Origin of the sequence: Streptomyces sp. ISL-12, assembly GCF_018614415.1 — a bacterium.
GTDB lineage: Bacteria > Actinomycetota > Actinomycetes > Streptomycetales > Streptomycetaceae > Streptomyces.
Window position 1 is genome coordinate 47,757 of record NZ_JAGGOO010000084.1, and the last position, 19,378, is coordinate 67,134.

23 protein-coding genes are annotated in these 19,378 nt (G+C 70.0%); 12 read left to right on the forward strand and 11 right to left on the reverse strand.

Going from position 1 to position 19,378, the window contains the following annotated elements:
- Positions 1-21: 21 nt before the first annotated feature.
- The 3 genes from J7I94_RS23370 to J7I94_RS23380 form a co-directional block, all read right to left on the reverse strand.
- The gene (locus J7I94_RS23370; RefSeq protein ID WP_215169643.1) at positions 22-867 is read right to left on the reverse strand and encodes a helix-turn-helix domain-containing protein; all 846 of its coding nucleotides are present in this window, start codon (positions 865-867) and stop codon (positions 22-24) included.
- A 192-nt stretch (positions 868-1,059) separates the two neighbouring features.
- Positions 1,060-1,272 carry a DUF5326 family protein gene (locus tag J7I94_RS23375; RefSeq protein WP_215169645.1) on the reverse strand — a complete coding sequence of 71 codons (213 nt, stop codon included), beginning with the start codon at positions 1,270-1,272 and terminating at the stop codon, positions 1,060-1,062.
- Between the two features lie 168 nt (positions 1,273-1,440).
- Entirely contained in the window at positions 1,441-1,758 is a 318-nt protein-coding gene (locus J7I94_RS23380; RefSeq protein ID WP_215169647.1) for a cupin domain-containing protein, read from the reverse strand.
- Between the two features lie 59 nt (positions 1,759-1,817).
- Between J7I94_RS23380 and J7I94_RS23385 the strand changes: the two genes are divergently transcribed.
- The 6 genes from J7I94_RS23385 (at position 1,818) to J7I94_RS23410 (ending at position 6,649) form a co-directional block, all read left to right on the forward strand.
- Positions 1,818-2,195 carry a phage holin family protein gene (locus J7I94_RS23385; RefSeq protein WP_215169649.1) on the forward strand — a complete coding sequence of 126 codons (378 nt, stop codon included), beginning with the start codon at positions 1,818-1,820 and terminating at the stop codon, positions 2,193-2,195.
- 4 nt (positions 2,196-2,199) lie between these two features.
- On the forward strand, positions 2,200-2,694 hold the full coding sequence (locus J7I94_RS23390; protein WP_215169651.1) for a low molecular weight protein-tyrosine-phosphatase: 495 nt from the start codon (positions 2,200-2,202) through the stop codon (positions 2,692-2,694).
- Positions 2,691-3,866 (forward strand): cystathionine gamma-lyase, encoded by a 1,176-nt coding sequence (locus tag J7I94_RS23395; RefSeq protein WP_215169653.1) that lies wholly within the window; start codon positions 2,691-2,693, stop codon positions 3,864-3,866. Before J7I94_RS23390 ends, J7I94_RS23395 begins: the two co-directional genes overlap by 4 nt.
- 229 nt (positions 3,867-4,095) lie before the next feature.
- Complete coding sequence (locus J7I94_RS23400) at positions 4,096-5,001, forward strand: LysR family transcriptional regulator (RefSeq protein WP_215169655.1); 906 nt, start codon at positions 4,096-4,098, stop codon at positions 4,999-5,001.
- A gap of 63 nt (positions 5,002-5,064) precedes the next feature.
- Positions 5,065-5,547, forward strand: a complete 483-nt coding sequence (locus J7I94_RS23405) for an NUDIX domain-containing protein (protein WP_215169657.1) — start codon at positions 5,065-5,067, stop codon at positions 5,545-5,547.
- Positions 5,548-5,779: 232 nt separating this feature from the next.
- Complete coding sequence (locus J7I94_RS23410; protein WP_215169659.1) at positions 5,780-6,649, forward strand: GNAT family N-acetyltransferase; 870 nt, start codon at positions 5,780-5,782, stop codon at positions 6,647-6,649.
- Between the two features lie 91 nt (positions 6,650-6,740).
- On the opposite strand, the gene J7I94_RS23415 is transcribed toward J7I94_RS23410, so the two are convergent.
- On the reverse strand, positions 6,741-7,163 hold the full coding sequence (locus J7I94_RS23415; RefSeq protein ID WP_215169661.1) for a heme-binding protein: 423 nt from the start codon (positions 7,161-7,163) through the stop codon (positions 6,741-6,743).
- A gap of 151 nt (positions 7,164-7,314) precedes the next feature.
- Complete coding sequence (locus J7I94_RS23420; protein ID WP_215169663.1) at positions 7,315-8,520, reverse strand: MFS transporter; 1,206 nt, start codon at positions 8,518-8,520, stop codon at positions 7,315-7,317.
- 139 nt (positions 8,521-8,659) lie between these two features.
- On the opposite strand from J7I94_RS23420, the gene J7I94_RS23425 reads away from it, so the two are divergent.
- Both J7I94_RS23425 and J7I94_RS23430 read left to right on the forward strand, forming a co-directional pair.
- Positions 8,660-9,124: a MarR family winged helix-turn-helix transcriptional regulator gene (locus J7I94_RS23425; RefSeq protein WP_215169665.1), complete on the forward strand. Its 465-nt coding sequence runs from the start codon at positions 8,660-8,662 to the stop codon at positions 9,122-9,124.
- 52 nt (positions 9,125-9,176) lie between these two features.
- Positions 9,177-9,629, forward strand: a complete 453-nt coding sequence (locus J7I94_RS23430; protein WP_215169668.1) for a GNAT family N-acetyltransferase — start codon at positions 9,177-9,179, stop codon at positions 9,627-9,629.
- A 62-nt stretch (positions 9,630-9,691) separates the two neighbouring features.
- Here the strand turns inward: J7I94_RS23430 and J7I94_RS23435 are convergent, their stop codons facing one another.
- The gene (locus tag J7I94_RS23435) at positions 9,692-11,077 is read right to left on the reverse strand and encodes a serine hydrolase (protein WP_215169670.1); all 1,386 of its coding nucleotides are present in this window, start codon (positions 11,075-11,077) and stop codon (positions 9,692-9,694) included.
- 75 nt (positions 11,078-11,152) lie between these two features.
- Positions 11,153-12,631: a replicative DNA helicase gene (dnaB, locus tag J7I94_RS23440; RefSeq protein WP_215169672.1), complete on the reverse strand. Its 1,479-nt coding sequence runs from the start codon at positions 12,629-12,631 to the stop codon at positions 11,153-11,155.
- Positions 12,632-13,090: 459 nt separating this feature from the next.
- Here dnaB and J7I94_RS23445 point away from each other — a divergent pair, with 459 nt between their 5' ends.
- Positions 13,091-14,428 carry an MATE family efflux transporter gene (locus J7I94_RS23445; RefSeq protein ID WP_215169715.1) on the forward strand — a complete coding sequence of 446 codons (1,338 nt, stop codon included), beginning with the start codon at positions 13,091-13,093 and terminating at the stop codon, positions 14,426-14,428.
- Positions 14,429-14,570: 142 nt separating this feature from the next.
- Here J7I94_RS23445 and rplI read toward each other — a convergent pair whose 3' ends face one another.
- The 4 genes from rplI to rpsF all read right to left on the reverse strand — a co-directional run bounded on the left by rplI (position 14,571) and on the right by rpsF (position 16,306).
- A complete protein-coding gene (gene rplI, locus J7I94_RS23450) occupies positions 14,571-15,017 on the reverse strand; it encodes a 50S ribosomal protein L9 (protein WP_215169674.1) in 447 nt (148 codons plus the stop codon).
- An 18-nt stretch (positions 15,018-15,035) separates the two neighbouring features.
- Positions 15,036-15,272, reverse strand: a complete 237-nt coding sequence (gene rpsR / locus J7I94_RS23455) for a 30S ribosomal protein S18 (RefSeq protein WP_003949403.1) — start codon at positions 15,270-15,272, stop codon at positions 15,036-15,038.
- 72 nt (positions 15,273-15,344) lie between these two features.
- A complete protein-coding gene (locus J7I94_RS23460) occupies positions 15,345-15,941 on the reverse strand; it encodes a single-stranded DNA-binding protein (protein ID WP_215169676.1) in 597 nt (198 codons plus the stop codon).
- 74 nt (positions 15,942-16,015) lie between these two features.
- Positions 16,016-16,306 (reverse strand): 30S ribosomal protein S6, encoded by a 291-nt coding sequence (rpsF, locus tag J7I94_RS23465; protein ID WP_215169684.1) that lies wholly within the window; start codon positions 16,304-16,306, stop codon positions 16,016-16,018.
- Positions 16,307-16,586: 280 nt separating this feature from the next.
- Between rpsF and J7I94_RS23470 the strand changes: the two genes are divergently transcribed.
- From J7I94_RS23470 to J7I94_RS23480, 3 genes are all read left to right on the forward strand, one after another.
- A complete protein-coding gene (locus J7I94_RS23470; RefSeq protein WP_215169686.1) occupies positions 16,587-16,901 on the forward strand; it encodes a hypothetical protein in 315 nt (104 codons plus the stop codon).
- A 176-nt stretch (positions 16,902-17,077) separates the two neighbouring features.
- Positions 17,078-18,199 (forward strand): peptidoglycan bridge formation glycyltransferase FemX, encoded by a 1,122-nt coding sequence (femX, locus tag J7I94_RS23475; protein ID WP_215169687.1) that lies wholly within the window; start codon positions 17,078-17,080, stop codon positions 18,197-18,199.
- A gap of 56 nt (positions 18,200-18,255) precedes the next feature.
- The gene (locus tag J7I94_RS23480) at positions 18,256-19,287 is read left to right on the forward strand and encodes an alanine racemase (protein WP_215169689.1); all 1,032 of its coding nucleotides are present in this window, start codon (positions 18,256-18,258) and stop codon (positions 19,285-19,287) included.
- The last annotated feature ends 91 nt before the right edge of the window (positions 19,288-19,378 follow it).

The window sequence follows — 19,378 nt, forward strand, 5'->3', positions numbered from 1 at the left end:
CAGATCACAAGGAGTTAGTTTTCACATACTGATAGAAGGCGAAAGGGACCCCAGGATTCGCCCCACCTCGCCCTGCAACTGGCGCAGTGCGGGCAGCAGCCGGTCGGCCTGGCGCACGGGCAGGGAGATGGCCACGGTCGCCACCGTGCTGCCGACGGTGAGCGGGATCGCCCCGCACACCGTGCCCAGCGCGTACTCCTGGTACTCGGTCACCGGCTCGGTACGGCTCACGCGCTCCAGCCGCTTCAGCAGGCTGTGGTCGTCGCGCACGGTGTACCGGGTGACGGGCCGCACCGGATGGCGGTCGAGGTGGTCCCGACGGGCCGCCTCGTCCAGCTGAGCCAGCAGGCACTGCCCGATGGCGTGCGCGTGCGCCGTCTCACGGAAGTCCGCCCATTCCTCGACCGCGGGAGCACCCGGGGTGTCGGCGACGCACACGATGTCGACCTCCCCGTCGCGGTACATCGCGTAGTACACGGGGGCGCCGATCGTCTCGCTCAGCCCCGCGAGGGCCTCCGCCAGCGCGCTGCGACGTTTCTGCTGCGTTCCGCTGCTGCTCAGTCGCTCGGACGCCTCCCCGAGGAAGAACAGACCCTTGTCGCGGCGCAGATAGCCCTCGTGCACCAGGGTGCGCAACAGGTGGTACGCCGTGGGCAGCGCCAGCCCGGTCTCCCGGGCCAGTTGCTTGGCGGGGGCGCCGTACCGGTGCCCGGCCACGCACTCCAGCAGGCGCAGCGCCCGCTGGACGGAGCCGATGAGGGTCCCGGAGGGAGGGTCCGGGGCCGGGGCGTCCGCGGTGGGTGCCGGGGAGCGGGGCTGTGCGGGGAGCGCGGGCGGATGGACTGGTGCGGTGTCAGCCGTGGCCAAGGGTCACTCCCGGAGCGAGGGGGCAGCCGTTGCGGGGAACACGGGTGGGGGTGTACGCCGCTGCGGGGTCGCCCCCGCCTGGAGTTCCGGACTTTAACCGCCTGTCACCGCTCCCAGGCGGCCTGCCGGGGAAATGTCCCTCGCGCGAGGGACCCGGCGGTTCCTGTTACCCCCACCGGTGCCCCGCCGGCCTCACCAGTCGCTGCGTGAGGAGGAGTTCGACATGAACTTGCGCACGATGTAGATCAGTCCGCCGACCAGGGCCACGAAGACCAGCACCTTGAAGAGCAGCCCGATCACGAAGGTGGCCACGCTGACGATCATGCCGCCGAACACGACCAGGGCGATGACCGGCACCGCGATCCACTTCACCCACCACGGCAGTCCCGCGAAGATCTCACGCATCGCCCTCGTCCTCGTCTCTCCCGTTCCCGGGAATCTCCCGGTGTCCGGGAATCCTGATGTCCTGCACTCGATGCTAGGCGGCGGGTGTCCGGTACGGGGGCCCGGCAGCCCTTGTCCTCCCCTGACCGATCCCCTAGGGAACCCGGAGGCCGCAGCTCAGACTTCCGGTCAGCCCTCGGGCGGCGAGAAGACCACCAGCACCCTGAGGTCCTCGCTGATGTGGTGGAACTTGTGGGCGACCCCGGCCGGCACGTACACCACGCTGCCGCGGGCCACCTCGGTCGTCTCCATGCCGACGGTGATCGCGGCCCGGCCGCTGACCACGAAGTACACCTCGTCCTGCGCGTGCGGCTGCTGCGGGTCGGAGGTTCCCGCGTCGAGCGCGTACAGCCCGACCGACATGTTCCGCTCTCGCAGGAATTGCAGGTAGGCGCCGTCGTTGGCGGCGCGTTCCGCCTCCAGTTCGTCCAGCCGGAATGCCTTCATCGCCTCGTCCGCTCCTGCTTCACCATGGGGTGCCGATCGTGTCTGCCACGATCAGACACATGAAGAATTTCGTAGTCAAGACGATCGCCAACGCGGCGGCCCTGGCGGTCGCGGTGTGGCTCATCGACAAGATCACGCTGACCGGGGGCGGCACCGGCGAGAAGACCGCCACGCTGATCCTCGTCGCCCTGGTCTTCGGCCTGGTGAACCTTCTGGTGAAGCCGATCGTCCAGGTGCTGACGTTTCCGTTGTTCGTCCTGACCCTCGGCCTGTTCACCCTGGTGGTGAACGCGCTGATGCTGCTGCTCACCTCATGGCTGGCCGACGCGCTCGATCTCAGCTTCCATGTGGAGGGGTTCTGGACCGCCGTCCTCGGCGGCCTGATCATCTCGATCGTCTCCTGGGCCCTGAACATGGTCCTGCCCGACAAGGACTGACCCCATGACCTACCGCGTCTGTTTCGTCTGCAGCGGCAACATCTGCCGCTCACCGATGGCCGAGGCCGTCTTCCACGCGCGCGTGGCGGACGCCGGGCTCGACGGCCTGATCGAGGCCGACAGCGCCGGCACCGGCGGCTGGCACGAGGGCGAGGGCGCGGACCCGCGCACCCTGGACGTCCTGGCGGCCGGCGGTTACGCCCTCGACCACACGGCCCGGCAGTTCCACGCCTCCTGGTTCTCCCGCCTGGACCTCGTCATCGCCCTCGACTCCGGCCATCTCGGGGCGCTGCGCCGGCTGGCGCCCACCGCGCAGGACGCGGCCAAGGTGCGCCTGCTGCGCTCCTACGATCCCGCCGCCGACGCCGACGACCTCGACGTACCCGACCCCTACTACGGGGGCATGGACGGTTTCGAGGAGTGCCTTGAGATGGTGGAGGCGGCGAGCGACGGTCTGCTCGCCGCCGTACGTGAGCAAGTGGAAGGACAGGCGGCATGAACGATTCCGCTACCCAGGGGCGCGATTCCACGGAGGCAGCGCTTCCGCAGGACGCGGGTGACGGCACGCGCGCCGTGCGCGCCGGGCTGCCCGAGCCGGTCAAACACGAGCCGACCCTGCCCGGCCCGGTGTTCGCCGCCCACTTCCATCTGCCGGGCGACCCCACCGGTCCGTACACGTACGGCCGCGACGAGAACCCCACCTGGACGCTGCTGGAGCGCGCCATCGGCGGGCTGGAGGCGCCGGGGCGCGACGACGTGGAGACGCTCGTGTTCGCCTCCGGCATGGCGGCGATCTCCTCGGTGCTCTTCTCGCAGCTGCGCGCCGGCGACGCGGTCGTGCTGCCGAACGACGGCTACCAGGCGCTGCCGCTGGTGCGCGCACAGCTGGAGGCGTACGGCATCGAGGTGCGCACCGCGCCGACCGGCGGGGACGCCCAGCTCGACGTGCTGGACGGGGCGAAGCTGCTGTGGATCGAGTCGCCCTCCAACCCCGGCCTGGACGTCTGCGACATCCGGCGGCTCGCCGAGGCGGCACGCGCGCGTGGCGCGCTGGTCGCCGTCGACAACACCCTCGCCACGCCGCTGGGGCAGCGCCCGCTGGAGCTCGGCGCGGACTTCGTGGTGGCCAGCGGCACCAAGCAGCTCACCGGCCACGGTGACATCCTCCTCGGGTACGTCGCCGGCCGCGGCGGCGAGGCCATGACCGCGGTACGGCGCTGGCGCAAGATCGTCGGTGCGATCCCCGGCCCCATGGAGGCGTGGCTCGCCCACCGTTCGCTCGCCACCCTCCACCTGCGCGCCGACCGGCAGAACGCCACCGCGCTCAAGGTCGCCGAGGTCCTGCGGACCCGCCCTGAGGTCACCGGGCTGCGGTACCCGGGGCTGCCCGACGACCCGTCGCACGAGATCGCCTCGCGGCAGATGCGCCGCTATGGGTGCGTGGTCTCCTTCACGCTGCCCACGCGCGCGCGTGCAGATCGTTTCCTGGAGGCGCTGCGCCTGGTGGACGACGCGACGAGTTTCGGCGGCCTGCGGTCCACCGCGGAGCGGCGCGGGCGGTGGGGCGGCGACGCGGTGCCGGAGGGCTTCGTCCGTCTGTCGGTCGGTGCCGAGGATCCGGAGGACCTGGTGGCCGATCTGCTGCGGGCGCTGGACGTGTCGGCGGACTGACCTGACGTGTCCCCTGGCAGGGCAGGCGTTTCCTGGCAGGGCGGGCGGTCCGAGCCTCCCCCCTCGTGGCTCGGACCGCCCTCGGTTCCGCGCGCGAAGAACCGCGTGCACAAGGCTAGTTGACTCTGTGTCAGTGTCCAATCACAGTAGCGACAGGGTCCTATCGACATATTTATAGTTGGGCGGTGCCGGGGGGCCGGGGGAAGGGCAGAAGAGGGGAAGGGTTTTCGTGGATCTGGCCTTGCTGCGGACGTTCGTGACGGTGCACCGGGCTGGTTCCTTCACCCGTGCCGCCGCCCTGCTCGGCCTCTCCCAGCCCGCCGTCACCTCCCAGATCCGCACGCTGGAGCGGCAACTGGGCCGGCCGCTCTTCCTGCGCCAGGCCCGCGGCGTGACCCCCACGACCATCGGCGACGAACTGGCGCACAAGGCCGCGCCCCACCTCGACGCCTTGGTCGAGATAGCCGAGACCGGCCTCGACGACGAGTCGTCCTTACGGACGCTGCATCTGGCCGGGCCCCCTGAGTTCACCGCCGAGCGGGCCCTGCCCGCGCTCACGGAGCTCACCGGCGAGGACAGCCAGGGTTTCGCCCTGCGCGCCTCCTTCGGCAACGCGGACGAGACGCTGGAGGGTCTGGCCGCCGGACATCACGATCTGGCCATCAGTACGGCCCGTCCGCGCGGCGCTCTGCTCACGGCGACTCCGCTCTGCGACGAGGAACACGTCCTGGTCGCCGCTCCTCGCTGGGCCAAGCAGATCGGTGCCGCACAGCGGGCCGGCGCCGGAACGTCCGCGTTGGAGCGCGTCCCCGTGGTCGAGGTGCACGAGTCGCTGCCCTTCGTGGCCCGCTATTGGGCCTCCGTCTTCGACGCGTGCCCGACCACCCCGGGGACGATCATCGTCCCCGACCTGCGGGCGGTGCTCGCCTGCTCCGTCGCGGGTGCCGGGCTGGCGGTACTGCCCCGTTACCTCGGCGCCGAGGCGCTGAAGCGCGGCGACCTGGTCTCCCTGCACGACCCGGCGGTGCCGCCGCTGCGGACGTACTTCCTGGCGGTGCGCACCGGCACGCTGGCGATGCCGCACATCGCACGGGCCCACGAGTGGCTGTTGCAGGCCGCTGCCGACTGGGACTGAGCATGCCCGTCCGGGGACGTTCCACGATGTTTCACGTGGAACCAGCCGGGCCACATTTCCCCCATGACCGACCGACCCGTGGTCAAGCGCACCGCCCGTGCCGTGCTCCTGGACGGCGCCGACCTGATTCTGATCAAGCGCACCAAGCCCGGTGTGGATCCCTACTGGGTGACCCCCGGCGGCGGAGTCGAGCCAGGAGACTCGACCGTCGTCGACGCGCTGCACCGCGAGGTGCACGAGGAACTCGGTGCCAAGATCACCGACGTGGTGCCCTGTTTCGTGGACACGGTGGAACACATCGGCGAGGACGCCGGCGCGACGGGCGTGAAGGTGCAGCACTTCTTCGTCTGCCGTCTGGAGTCCATGGACCCGGCCCAGCGGCATGGCCCCGAAGTCGAGGAGCCGGCCGGCGAGTACGAGATCGTCCGGGTGCCGTTCACGCGGGTCGGTATCGCCTCGGTCCATCTCGTCCCGCTGTCACTGCGGCACTATCTGGACGGCAACATCGAGGGGGTACGTGCCCTGCACGCCCGTGACCTGGGCTGAGACCGGGGCGCTCAGGGTGCGGCGGATGAGGAGGGCGTCCGGGGACGCGTCTGCCCGTCTGTCTCCGATCCGTCAGCCTTCTGGGGCGACATTCCGCGTTCGCCGCTGTTTCACGTGAAACACCACCGCGGGACCACCAGCCGCACACGTCACCCATGACATGTCCAAAAGCCTGTACGTCTCCCCGGAAACAGGTGGACGGCAGGGGCCGCCGTCAGACAGCCTGGCCCGCGTGCCGACTCCTTCCCTCGCCGCTCTGCCGATCCGACGCCTGACCTTCCGCGACCTGGCCGCGTGCGCCGATCTGTCCCAGGACCGCGGCTGGCCCCGCGAAGAACACAAGTGGGGCCTGCTCCTCACGGCCGGGCAGGGCTACGGCATCGACGACCCCGATGGCGGACTGGTGGCGGCCTGCACCGTCACCGAGTACGGCCCTCCCGGGCGCCCGGCGCTCGCGGCCGTCGGCATGGTGCTGGTCGCCGCGCGGCACGCCCGCCGAGGAGTCGGACGCCGGCTCATGCGCCACGTCATGTCGACGATGGGCCCCACGCCACTGACCTTGCACGCGACCCCGAACGGCCGGCCGCTCTACGAAGAGCTGGGTTTCAAGGTCACCGGCAGCGCGGAAATGGTCCGCGGACACTTCTCGCCGGGCGGCGGCCCCGCGTCCCGGATCGCCACGCGGGCGGCCACGGCCGATGACCTGACCACGGTGGTGCGACTCGACGGGGAGGTCTTCGGGACGGATCGCACGCACATCCTCGCGCGACTGCCCGCCTTCGCCGACCGGTTCCGGGTCGCGGAGGAGAACGGCCGGCTCATCGGCTACGCCGCGGCCTGGCCCAACACGGACAGCCATGTGGTGGGCCCGCTCATCGCCCGTGACACGGAGACGGCCAAGGCTCTGCTCTCCTCCCTCGCCACACAGACCGACGGCCCACTGCGCACGGATATCGATGTACGGCACGAGGAACTGCTGGCCTGGGTCAAGGCCCGTGGCCTGTCGTCCGTCGCCCGCAACGCGGTGATGACCCATGGCATCACCGAGCTGCCGGGGGACTGGAGCCGCCGGTTCGCTCCGCTGACGGTGGCGGCCGGCTGACCCGGTCCGCCCCCCGGCGAACGGCCCGTGCCGCCGGACCGTGAGACCGTGCGGCCCGGTCCGCCGGTCCGCCGGTCCGTCCGTCGGTACCTCAGGCCAGGGACTCCACGGCGGTCGAGGCGAAGGCGTGGTCCTGTTCCGGAGCCCCGCCACCGACACCGATGGCGCCGATCAGCCGGCCGTCGCGGTGGACCGGCACGCCGCCCGCGATGAACAGCAGCGGCCGGTCCAGCGCGGTGGGCAGCGTGTGGAAGACGCCACCGGGCTGGACCGCCTCGACCAGGTCAGCGGTCGGGCTGTCCAGCTGAAGCGCCGTGTACGCCTTGCGGGTACTCGTCTCCCCGGAGATCAGCACGGCCCGGTCGTCGCGCCGGAAGGCGATCAGGTGACCACCCGCGTCGAGGACGGTGACGCTGACCCGGACTCCGGCGTCCTCGGCGGCGCGGTACGCGACGGTGACGAGGGCTTCGGCGTCCTGGGTGGTCAGCGGGGCGGGGGCTGTGGTGGTGCTCATCGGGGGTTCTCCCTTTTCTGCGGGGGGTTTCTGCGGGGGTATCCGGGGTGCTGTGGGGCCCGCTGTGTGTGGTTGTGGGGCCCGCTGCGTCCGGGTTCCGCGACCGCCTCGGTCAGGAGGCCGCGGCAGGGGGATCGGTGGACGGGGTTGTTCAGTGAACGGCGGTCCGCTGCCCGGTCGGCAGGGAGCCCGTGACGACCGTGCTGCGCGCACCGTCGCGCCGCTCGAGGGCGGCCGAGAGGAAGGCGAGGACCAAGGCCGCCGCGGCCAGGACGGCACCCACCCAGTTCGGGGCGGTGTAGCCCAGTCCGGCGGCGATGACGAGACCCCCGAGCCAGGCGGACAGCGCGTTGCCCAGGTTGAAGGCACCGATGTTCACGGCGGAGGCCAGGGTCGGGGCTCCGTGGGCCTGGTCGAGGACACGCTTCTGCAGCGGCGGAACGGTCGCGAAACCGAGGGCGCCGATCAGCACGATGGTCACGGCCGCCGTGATCTCGTTGTGCGCGGTGAGCGTGAACAGCGCCAGCACCACGGCCAAGGCGCTCAGGGAGACGTACAGCAGGGGCATCGTGGCCCGGTCGGCCAGCCGGCCGCCGACCAGGTTGCCACCGACCATGCCGAGTCCGAAGAGCACCAGCAGCCAGGTGACCGAGGCGTCGGCGAACCCCGCGACGTGGGTCATCATCGGCGCGATGTAGGTGATGGCCGCGAAGACCCCGCCGAATCCGAGGACGGTCATCGCCATCGCGAGCAGGACCTGGACGTTCCGGAAGGCGGCCAGCTCATGCCGGAGCCGCACTCCCTCGGGCTTCGGCAGGTCGGGGACCAGTTTCGCGATGCCGGCCAGGCCGACGACGCCGAGTGCGGCGACGAGGCCGAAGGTGACCCGCCAGCCGACGGACTGACCGACGAGGGTGCCCAGCGGGACACCGACCACGTTGGCGACGGTCAGCCCGGTGAACATCATGGCGATGGCTCCGGCCTTCTTGTCGGGAGCCACCAGATCGGCGGCGACGACCGAGCCGATCCCGAAGAAGGCGCCATGGGCGAGCGAGGCCACCACCCGGCCGGTCACCATGACCCAGAAGGAGGGGGCGAGAGCGGAAAGCAGGTTGCCGACGACGAACAGCCCCATCAGCAGCATCAGCATCCGCTTGCGGGGGATCCTGGTGCCGAGGACGGTCATCAGCGGAGCGCCGAACATGACGCCGAGGGCGTAGCCGGTCACCAGGAAACCGGCGGTGGGAATGGAGACCCCGTAGTCACCGGCGACCTCGGGCAGCAGCCCCATGATCACGAACTCGGTCGTTCCGATCCCGAAGGCCCCGATCGCCAGGGCGAGGAGCGCGAGAGGCATGAGCGGGTACACCTTTCCAGAGATTGCAGGAGCGCTTGAACCGCGCCCACAATAGTTGCATACGCTGGCTAACGGCAAACGCCATCTATTGCATTCCTGGCTTACCCTTGTCTCAGCCGCTCCGGGACGGAGGAACGCCATGACAGCGACAGACCCCGCACTCACCGCCCTCGCCCAGGGATGGTGCGCCCTCTCCCTGCTCCACGGGAGGATCGAGACCCACATCGAGCGCGCCCTGCAGGCCGGTCACGGCCTCAGCGTGCGCGAGTACTCCCTGCTCGACGTACTCAGCCGCCAGCACGAAGGTGACGGAGGGCATCTGCAGATGAAGCAGGTCGCCGACGCGGTGGTGCTCAGTCAGAGCGCCACCACCCGCCTGGTGACCCGTCTTGAGGACCGCGGCCTGCTGGAGCGCTACCTCTGCCCCACCGACCGTCGCGGCATCTACACCAATGTCACCGAGGACGGTCTGAAGCTGCTGGAGGAAGCCCGGCCCACCAACGACACCGCGCTGCGTGAAGCCCTCGACGAAGCCTCGCGGAACCCCGACATCGCCCCGCTGGTCCGGGCCATCGAGACCCTGAAGGCACCGGTCCCCGCCTGAGCCCGTTCGGAACCGCGGTCCATGCCGCCGCCCCCTGCGTAGGGTGCGGGACATGGGAGATCTTGAAATAAGGCCGACCGTCGAGGACGACATCGCCGCGATCGTCGCCATGCTGGCCGACGACCCGCTGGGCGCTCAGCGCGAGTCGCCCGGCGATCTGCGTCCGTACCTGGCTGCTTTCGAGCGGCTCAGCACCGACCCGAACCAGCGACTGATCACCGCTGTCCGCGCGGGACGAGTCGTGGGCACGCTCCAGCTGACCGTCATCCCCGGCCTGTCCCGGCGCGGCGCGACCCGGTCGGTGATCGAGGCCGTACGTGTCCACGCCGACGACCGCGGCAGCGGCCTGGGGACACAGCTCATCCAGTGGGCGATCGATGAGTCACGTCGCCTCGGATGTGCCCTGGTGCAGCTGACCTCCGACGCCAGCCGCACCGACGCGCACCGCTTCTATGAGCGGCTGGGCTTCTCGGCGTCCCATGTGGGCTTCAAGCTCCAGCTCTGACAAGACGGAGCACGGTCGACCGGGAGTGCTCCGTTTCACGTGAAACGGAGCACTCCCGCCACTCAGCCGATCCCCCGCCACCCCTCCGGGTCCACCCCGCCTGGCACGGGAGCGTCCTCGTCGTACGGCTGCCGCGTGAAGACGAACGAACCGAGGTCGAGATGGCTCACGGTTCCGTCCGGGCGCCGCACGGCCCGCAGCAGCTCACCGGCGTAGTAGCCCTCCAGGCCGCGCCAGGTACCGTCGCCGTTGGACCGGAACCGCGAGCGCCGGCCACCACCCGCCAACGGCTCCAGGGAGACACCCTCGTCGGCGGTGAGACGCAGGACGAAGGCGTTCGTCCCCCAGTACCACGGCCCCGCCAGCTCCAGTACGGACGCGTCGGCCTGCGGCAACGGCCGCCAGGGCTCGGGAATCCGCGGCTCGGCCTCCGCGACGATGCGGACCAGGTCGGCCCCCACCACGGACAGCTGCGGACCCGAGGTGCAGTTGGCCAGGACCACCGCCGCGACGTCGTCCTCGACACCGATGGTGAGGTTGGCCAGGAAACCCGGCAGCGAGCCGGAGTGCCCCACCAGCATCCGTCCGTCCCCGTGCATGATCTGCAGACCGAGGCCGTACGTCATACCGTCCGCGACATCCGCCGCCTCGGCGGGTGCCGCCGGCGCCCGCATCTCCCGCACGCTCTCCGCGCTCAGCACCTTGTCGTCCCCGTACGTCAGGAACGCGGCGAACCGTGCCAGGTCCCCGGCCGTCGACCAGAGCTGACCGGCCGGCGCCATCCGCCCCAGGTCCTCCACGGGCTCGGCCAGCATCACGTCCGCCCACGGATGCACCGCCCAGCCGCCCGCGTGCGGCGCACGGGGACCCGGGCTCGTACGCGTCAGCCCCAGCGGTTCGAGGACCTCCCGACGCAGTACGTCCTCCCAGGGCGCTCCGCGCACCTCCTCGACCAACGCGCCGAGCAGGGTGTAGCCCGGGTTCGAGTAGTGGTGCCGGCGGCCCACCGGGTGCAGGAACGGCTGTTCGCCCAGCACATCGGCGAGTTCGGGACGGAGGGAACCGGGGGTCCGCTCCCACCAGGGCGCCGGCGACTCGGCCGCCAGGCCCCCGGTGTGGGCGAGCAGCCCGGCGATCGTGGCCTCCCCCGCCCCGGTGCCCGGCAGGTGCTTCTCCAGCGGGTCCCCCAGGTCGAGCAGGCCCTCGTCACGCAGGCGCAGGACGAGAACGGCCGTGAAGGTCTTGGTGATGGATCCGATCCGGTACTGCACGTCCGCGTCCGGGGCGTGCCCGTCGACCGATGTCCGCGCACCGTGCCAGACGGTCCGCCCGCCGCGGACGACCGCAGCGGTCAGAGACGGTGCCCGGCCCGCGGACTGGGCCACGGCGATCCGATGCAGCAGCGCACGGCGGGTGGCGGGAAGCAGGTCTTCCTCAGGTGACGTCATGGCCCCAGTCCACCCGCCCGGACTCCCCGAGTCGAGCTCATTTCGGAGGGGTCGAGGTGACCCCGCGGGCCTGGATCAGGTCTGCGCCATGTCCACGAAGCGCGAGTAGTGCCCCTGGAAGGCGACCGTGATCGTCGCGGTCGGACCGTTTCGGTGCTTGGCCACGATCAGGTCGGCCTCGCCCGCGCGCGGCGACTCCTTCTCGTAGGCGTCCTCGCGGTGCAGCAGGATGACCATGTCCGCGTCCTGCTCGATGGAACCGGACTCTCGCAGGTCGGAGACCATCGGCTTCTTGTCCGTGCGCTGCTCGGGACCTCGGTTGAGCTGGGAGAGCGCGATGACCGGGATCTCCAGCTCCTTGGCCAGCAGCTTGAGGTTACGGGACATGTCCGAGACCTCCTGCTGCCGGCTCTCGGCGCGCTTGGACCCGCCGGACTGCATCAGCTGGAGGTAGTCGATGACGACCAGCCTCAGGTCGTTGCGCTGCTTGAGGCGGCGGCACTTGGCGCGGATCTCCATCATCGACAGGTTCGGGGAGTCGTCGATGTAGAGCGGAGCCGCCGAGACGTCCGGCATCCGGCGGGCCAGCCGCGTCCAGTCGTCGTCGGTCATCGTGCCCGACCGCATGTGGTGCAGGGCGACGCGGGCCTCGGCGGACAGCAGGCGCATCGCGATCTCGTTGCGCCCCATCTCCAGGGAGAAGACGACACTGGGGAGGTTGTGCTTGATCGACGCGGCCCGCGCGAAGTCCAGCGCCAGCGTCGACTTACCCATGGCGGGACGCGCCGCGATGACGATCATCTGCCCGGGATGCAGTCCGTTGGTCAGCGAGTCGAAGTCGGTGAAACCGGTCGGCACCCCGGTCATCTCGCCGCTGCGCGAGCCGATCGCCTCGATCTCGTCGAGCGCGCCCTCCATGATGTCGCCGAGCGGCAGGTAGTCCTCGCTGGTCCGCTGTTCGGTGACCGCGTAGATCTCCGCCTGCGCCCGGTTGACGATCTCGTCGACGTCGTCGTCGGCCGCGTATCCCATCTGCGTGATCCGCGTGCCCGCCTCGACCAGGCGGCGCAGGACGGCCCGCTCGTGGACGATCTCGGCGTAGTGCGGGGCGTTGGCCGCCGTGGGTACGGTCTGGACGAGGGTGTGCAGGTACGACGCCCCGCCGACCTTGTTGATCTCGCCCCGCTTGGTCAGCTCGGCGGAGATCGTGATCGGGTCGGCGGGCTCGCCCTTGGCATAGACGTCGAGGATCGCCTGGTAGATCGTCTCGTGGGCCGGCTTGTAGAAGTCGTGGCCCTTGAGGATCTCCACCACATCGGCGATGGCGTCCTTGGACAGCAGCATGCCGCCGAGCACCGACTGCTCGGCGTCCAGATCCTGCGGGGGGACCCGCTCGAACGCCGGGCCCGCGCCGTCCCAGACACCGCTCTCCCGGCCGCGCTCGTGCTGGTCGTCACGGCCACGCACCCCGTCACCGCGGCGGCGGGAGGCGGGCAGACGATCGCTTGGGCCGCTGTCGGCCCACGGCTCGTCCAAGGGCTCGGAAATGCTCACCGAGCCACCTCCTCCCGTCCGCGGTGCGGACCTCGCCGTGCCCCTCTGTTCTACGGCACGGCACTGACGAATAAGAGGCCCAACTCCGGTTCCGGCGCGGCGGATTTATACCGTTTCGCGAACCGATGGACGGAGCGGGCGCCGGACCACCGTAGGCCCGTCGGCACCGTCAGCCAATCTGGTTATCCACAGGCCATGTGGACGACGGCCCAGATGCTGTGGAGAACTCCGCGAAACCTGTGCACGACCCGGTGGACAGCCCTGTGAACAAGCCCTCGCCATCCCCCACATGACGGCCGTGACCAGCGCTTTTACCATCCACCGGCTGTGCAGAAGAAAAACTTGCCCGGTCGGATCAAGATCGATGTGGACCGTACACGGATATACACACACTGAGACATAAAGTAAGGGTCACAATAGCTTTGCATCTCTTACCTGTGGAAGATTAGATTGATGCCCATGACACAGGCCTCCGCGCGCTCCCGACCCACCCGGGCCCGGCACGACCGCGAGATCATCGCTCTGGCCGTCCCCGCCTTCGGCGCGCTCGTCGCCGAGCCGCTCTTCGTCATGGCCGACAGTGCGATCGTCGGCCATCTCGGCACCGCGCAACTCGCCGGTCTCGGCGTCGCCTCGGCCCTCCTGACCACCGCCGTCAGCATCTTCGTCTTCCTCGCCTACGCCACCACGGCGGCCGTCTCCCGGCGCGTCGGCGCGGACGATCTCCAGGCCGCCATCCGGCAGGGCATGGACGGCATCTGGCTGGCCCTGCTGCTCGGCGCCGCCGTCATCGCCGTGGTCCTGCCCACGGCTCCGTCGCTCGTCGAGCTCTTCGGCGCCTCCGACACCGCGGCCCCCTACGCCACCACCTATCTGCGCATCTCCTCGCTCGGCATCCCCGCCATGCTCGTCGTCCTCGCGGCGACCGGTGTCCTGCGCGGCCTGCAGGACACCCGGACTCCCCTGTACGTGGCCGTCGGGGGCTTCGTCGCGAACGCCGCCCTCAACGCCGTACTGGTCTACGGTGCCGGCCTCGGCATCGCGGGCTCGGCCTGGGGCACGGTCATCGCCCAGTGCGCGATGGCCGCCGTGTATCTCGTGGTCGTCGTCCGCGGCGCGCGTCGGCGCGGCGCCGCGCTGCGCCCGGACCTCGCCGGGATCAGGGCCTCCGCCCAGGCCGGCGTACCCCTGCTGGTCCGTACGCTCTCGCTGCGGGCGATCCTGATGATCACGACGGCTGTGGCGGCCCGCCTCGGTGACGCCGACATCGCGGCTCACCAGATCATCCTGTCCCTGTGGAGCCTGCTCGCCTTCGCTCTCGATGCCATCGCCATCGCCGGACAGGCCATCATCGGGCGCTATCTGGGAGCCGGTGACGGACAAGGGGCCCGGGACGTCTGCCGGCGGATGGTCCAGTGGGGCGTCGCGGTAGGAATCGTGCTCGGCGTGCTGGTGGTGGCCACCCGGCCGGCCTTCCTGCCCCTGTTCACCGGTGACTCCGCGGTCAAGGACGCGGCCCTGCCCGCTCTGGTGGTCGTAGCGCTGTCCCAGCCGGTCTGCGGCGTCGTCTTCGTCCTGGACGGCGTCCTGATGGGCGCGGGCGACGGCCCGTACCTGGCCTGGGCGATGCTGATCACCCTGGCGGTCTTCACCCCAGTGGCGTTGCTCGTCCCCGTCTTCGGCGGCGGGCTCACCGCCCTGTGGGCGGCCATGACACTGATGATGACTGTCCGTCTGGCCACGCTGTGGCTGCGGACACGCTCCGGCCGCTGGGTCGTGACGGGTGCCACGCGCTGACCGTTTCACGTGAAACAACGGGCGACAGCGTGAACCACGCGCTGTCGCCGCACACGTCAGCGCGAAGTCTTCCGTACGCGAGGAGGGGGCCGCGTCCCAGAAGGACGCGGCCCCCTCACTCACCGCTGAGCGGGTACGGCACTCAGGCCGCGACCACCTCGAGGTTGACCTTGGCGTCGACCTCGGGGTGCAGACGCACGGACGTCTCGTGGGCGCCCAGCGTCTTGATCGGCGAACCGACCTCGATGCGGCGCTTGTCGACCTCGGGGCCACCGGCAGCCTTGATCGCCGAGGCGATGTCGGCCTGGGTGACGGAACCGAAGAGACGACCGGCCTCGCCGGCACGGACGGCCAGGCGGACCTTGACGCCCTCGAGCTGGGCCTTCACCTGGTTGGCCTGCTCGATGGTCTGGATCTCGTGGATCTTGCGAGCACGACGGATCTGCTCGACGTCCTTCTCGCCGCCCTTGGTCCAGCGGATGGCGAACTTCCGCGGGATCAGGTAGTTGCGAGCGTAACCGTCCTTGACGTCGACGACGTCGCCCGCGGCACCGAGGCCGGAGACCTCGTGGGTGAGGATGATCTTCATGAGTCGGTCACCCTTCCCTTATCGCGCGGTGGAGGTGTAGGGCAGCAGCGCCATCTCACGGCTGTTCTTCACGGCCGTGGCGACGTCACGCTGGTGCTGGGTGCAGTTGCCGGTCACGCGGCGGGCACGAATCTTGCCGCGGTCGGAAATGAACTTCCGCAGCATGTTCGTGTCCTTGTAGTCCACGTACGTGACCTTGTCCTTGCAGAAAGCGCAGACCTTCTTCTTCGGCTTGCGCACAGGCGGCTTCGCCATGGTGATTCTCCTGTGTGATCAAGAAGTGTGAGTACGAACCCGTCCCTGGGGGACGTCCCTGGAAGGGGCGCCCTAGAAGGGGGGCTCGTCCGAGTAGCCGCCGCCACCGCCGCCGGAGTTTCCACCCCAGCCGCCGCCACCGCCGCCGCCCTGCTGGCCACCGGCGGGAGCGCCGGTCGCCCACGGGTCGTCGGCCGGAGCGCCGCCGCCCTGCTGGCCGCCGCCGGGGCCGCCGCCCCAGCCGCCGCCACCCTGGGCGCCGCCGCCACCACCGCCGTAGCCGCCCTGGCCTCCGCGGCCCTGGCCCGAGGTCTTGGTGACCTTGGCCGTGGCATTGCGCAGGCTGGCGCCGACCTCGTCGACGTCCAGCTCGTAGACCGTGCGCTTGACGCCCTCACGGTCCTCGTAGGACCGCTGCTTCAGCCGGCCCTGCACGATGACGCGCATGCCTCGCTGGAGCGACTCTGCGACGTTCTCCGCCGCCTGGCGCCAGACCGAGCAGGTCAGGAAGAGGCTCTCGCCGTCCTTCCACTCGTTGGTCTGGCGGTCGAAGGTGCGGGGAGTGGACGCGACACGGAACTTCGCGACGGCCGCACCGGAGGGGGTGAAGCGCAGCTCGGGGTCGTCGACAAGATTGCCGACGACCGTGATGACGGTCTCGCCTGCCATGGGGGAACCTCTCGGCGGGTTTGCTGCTGGCTGCTTGTGCTGCTACTCGAATCCCGGACCGGCTGAGCGGAAGCTCAGTGGGTCTCGGGACGGAGGACCTTGGTCCGGAGGACCGACTCGTTCAGGTTCATCTGGCGGTCGAGCTCCTTGACGACCGCAGGCTCGGCCTGCAGGTCGATGACCGAGTAGATGCCCTCGGGCTTCTTCTTGATCTCGTACGAGAGACGACGACGGCCCCAGGTGTCGACCTTCTCGACCTTTCCGCCACCGTCACGGACGACGGACAGGAAGTTCTCGATCAGCGGAGAGACAGCGCGCTCCTCGACATCGGGGTCGAGGATGACCATCACCTCGTAGTGACGCATGTGGAACCCACCTCCTTTGGACTCAGCGGCCACGGTCGTTCCGTGGCAGGAGGGTTGTGATGCGTTCGCCTCGGTACCTGTCATCAGTAGAGCAGCGGCCACTGACAATCAGGACGATCGTCGAGGGCTCTCAAGGCTGCGACTGAGCAGACACCGGTGCAGACGGTACACAGTACCCGCACCTCGGCTTCCGGTTGAAATCCGGCCGGAGAGGCAGACAATCTGTACACAAAGGGTGTGTAGGGCGCTACCATGCGCCGCCTATCGCAGGAGGTGCCCCATGGCACAGGTAATGCGAACCGACACCGCCGGCGGCCTCTTCGCCACGGACGGCAAGCCCCATCCGATCCAGGACGCCCTGATGGCCGCGACCCTGGTGCTGGGCGTCACGTCGTTCATCACCGCGATGTTCCACCATCTGCACCTGCTCAGCTCCTGGACCGGCTTGCTCGGCATCGTCGCCGGCGCCTACGGCCTGTGGCTCTCGGTGACCACCCGTGAGCGCTTCGGCCTGATCGTGGGCATGGGAGCCGCGGGCGTGGGCCTCCTCCTGGGCATGGCGCACGGCGGACTGTTCGGCGGGGTCATCGACTGACGCCAGGGACACCACAATCGAACAGCGGGTGACGCTCCGGCCTCCGGCGGGTCCCGGCCCGGCCCGGGCAAAGGAGCCGTGGGCCCAGTCGGGGCGCGCCGCGGGCGCAGTAGGCTTCGCGCGAGAGCCGGAGCCCCTGTACCCATGGGGACGAACCAGCCCGAGGAGCGCCCCGAATGAGCCTGACCCTGAGGACCATCAGTCGCGAGCAGCATCTGGCGTACATCCAGAGCCTGCCGTCGGCGAGTCACATGCAGGTCCCGGCATGGGCAGACGTCAAGGCGGAATGGCGTTCGGAGAACCTCGGCTGGTTCGACGACCGGACCGGCGAACTGGTCGGCGCGGGTCTAGTCCTCTACCGCCAGCTGCCCAAGATCAAGCGTTACCTCGCCTACCTGCCCGAGGGCCCGGTCATCAACTGGTTCGCGCCGAACCTCCAGGAGTGGCTGGAACCGATGCTGGCGCACCTCAAGCGCCAGGGTGCCTTTTCGGTCAAGATGGGCCCGCCGGTGATCATCCGGCGCTGGGGGGCGGCGTCCATCAAGAAGGGCATCCAGGACCCGGACGTCAAACGCCTGCGCGACATCGAGGCCGACTTCATCGAACCGCGCGCCTTCGAGGTGGCCGACAAGCTGCGCAAGATGGGCTGGCAGCAGGGCGAGGACGGCGGCGCCGGCTTCGGCGACGTGCAGCCGCGCTACGTCTTCCAGGTCCCGCTGGCCAACCGGTCCCTGGAAGAGGTCCACAAGAACTTCAACCAGCTGTGGCGCCGCAACATCAAGAAGGCCGAGAAGGCCGGCGTCGAGGTCGTCCAGGGCGGCTACCACGACCTGGAGGAGTGGCAGCGGCTGTACGAGATCACGGCCGTGCGCGACCACTTCCGGCCCCGTCCGCTCTCCTACTTCCAGCGCATGTGGACGGCCCTCAACACCGAGGACCCCAACCGCATGCGGCTGTACTTCGCCCGCCACAACGGCGTGAACCTTTCGGCGGCGACGATGCTGGTCGTCGGCGGGCACGTCTGGTACTCCTACGGCGCCTCCGACAACATCGGGCGCGAGGTGAGGCCCTCCAACGCCATGCAGTGGACGATGCTGCGCGACGCCTACGCGCTCGGCGCCACCGTCTACGACCTGCGCGGCATCTCCGACTCCCTGGACGAGACCGACCACCTCTTCGGCCTGATCCAGTTCAAGGTCGGCACCGGCGGCGAGGCCGGAGAGTACCTCGGCGAGTGGGACTTCCCGCTCAACAAGCTGCTCCACAAGGCACTCGACCTCTACATGTCGCGTCGCTGACGCCGCGTTCCCCACCCCCGACACACGCTGCCACGAGAAAGGTTCCAGGTCCGGCCATGGCGCTCACGCTCTACGTCGACACCGCGCGCTGGCGGGCGCACCACAAGCACGTGCAGGAGCAGTTCCCCGCACTGGTCCCGGTCTGCAAGGGCAACGGCTACGGCTTCGGGCACGAGCGGCTGGCTGAGGAGGCCACCCGGCTCGGCTCCGACGTGCTGGCCGTCGGCACGACGTACGAGGCCGCCCGGATCAAGGACTTCTTCGGCGGCGACCTGCTGGTCCTGACGCCGTACCGGCGCGGCGAGGAGCCCGTGCCGCTGCCCGACCGGGTCATCCGGTCGGTCTCCTCGATCGACGGGGTCTACGGTCTCGTCGGCGCCCGGGTGGTCATCGAGGTGATGTCCTCGATGAAGCGGCACGGCATCAGCGAGCAGGAGCTGCCGCAGCTGCACGCCGCCATCGAGAACGTCCGGCTGGAGGGCTTCGCCATCCACCTGCCGCTGGACCGCACCGACGGCTCGGACGCCGTCGAGGAGGTCATCGGCTGGATGGACCGGCTGCGCGCGGCCCGGCTGCCGCTGCACACCATGTTCGTCAGCCACCTCAAGGCCGAGGAACTGGCCCGCCTCCAGCAGCAGTTCCCGCAGACCCGCTTCCGTGCCCGGATCGGCACCCGGCTGTGGCTGGGTGACCACGACGCCACCGAGTACCGCGGGGCCGTCCTGGACGTCACCCGGGTCGTCAAGGGGGAGCGGTTCGGCTACCGGCAGCAGAAGGCGGCCTCGGACGGCTTCCTGGTGGTCGTGGCCGGCGGCACCTCGCACGGCGTGGGACTGGAGGCGCCGAAGGCCCTGCACGGGGTGATGCCGCGGGCCAAGGGCGTGGCCCGGGCCGGTCTCGCCACGGTCAACCGGAATCTGTCGCCGTTCGTCTGGGGCGGCAAGCAGCGCTGGTTCGCCGAGCCGCCGCACATGCAGGTCTCGATCCTGTTCGTGCCCTCGGACGCGCCGGAGCCGAAGGTCGGTGACGAGCTGGTCGCCCACCTGCGCCACACCACGACGCAGTTCGACCGCCTCCTCGACCGCTGACCACCTGGCCCGGCCGGCCCGGACCGGGGCTCGACGGCCCTGGCCGCCCGCCTCGGCGCCGATCAGCTCCCGCAGGCCCGCCGAGGCCCTC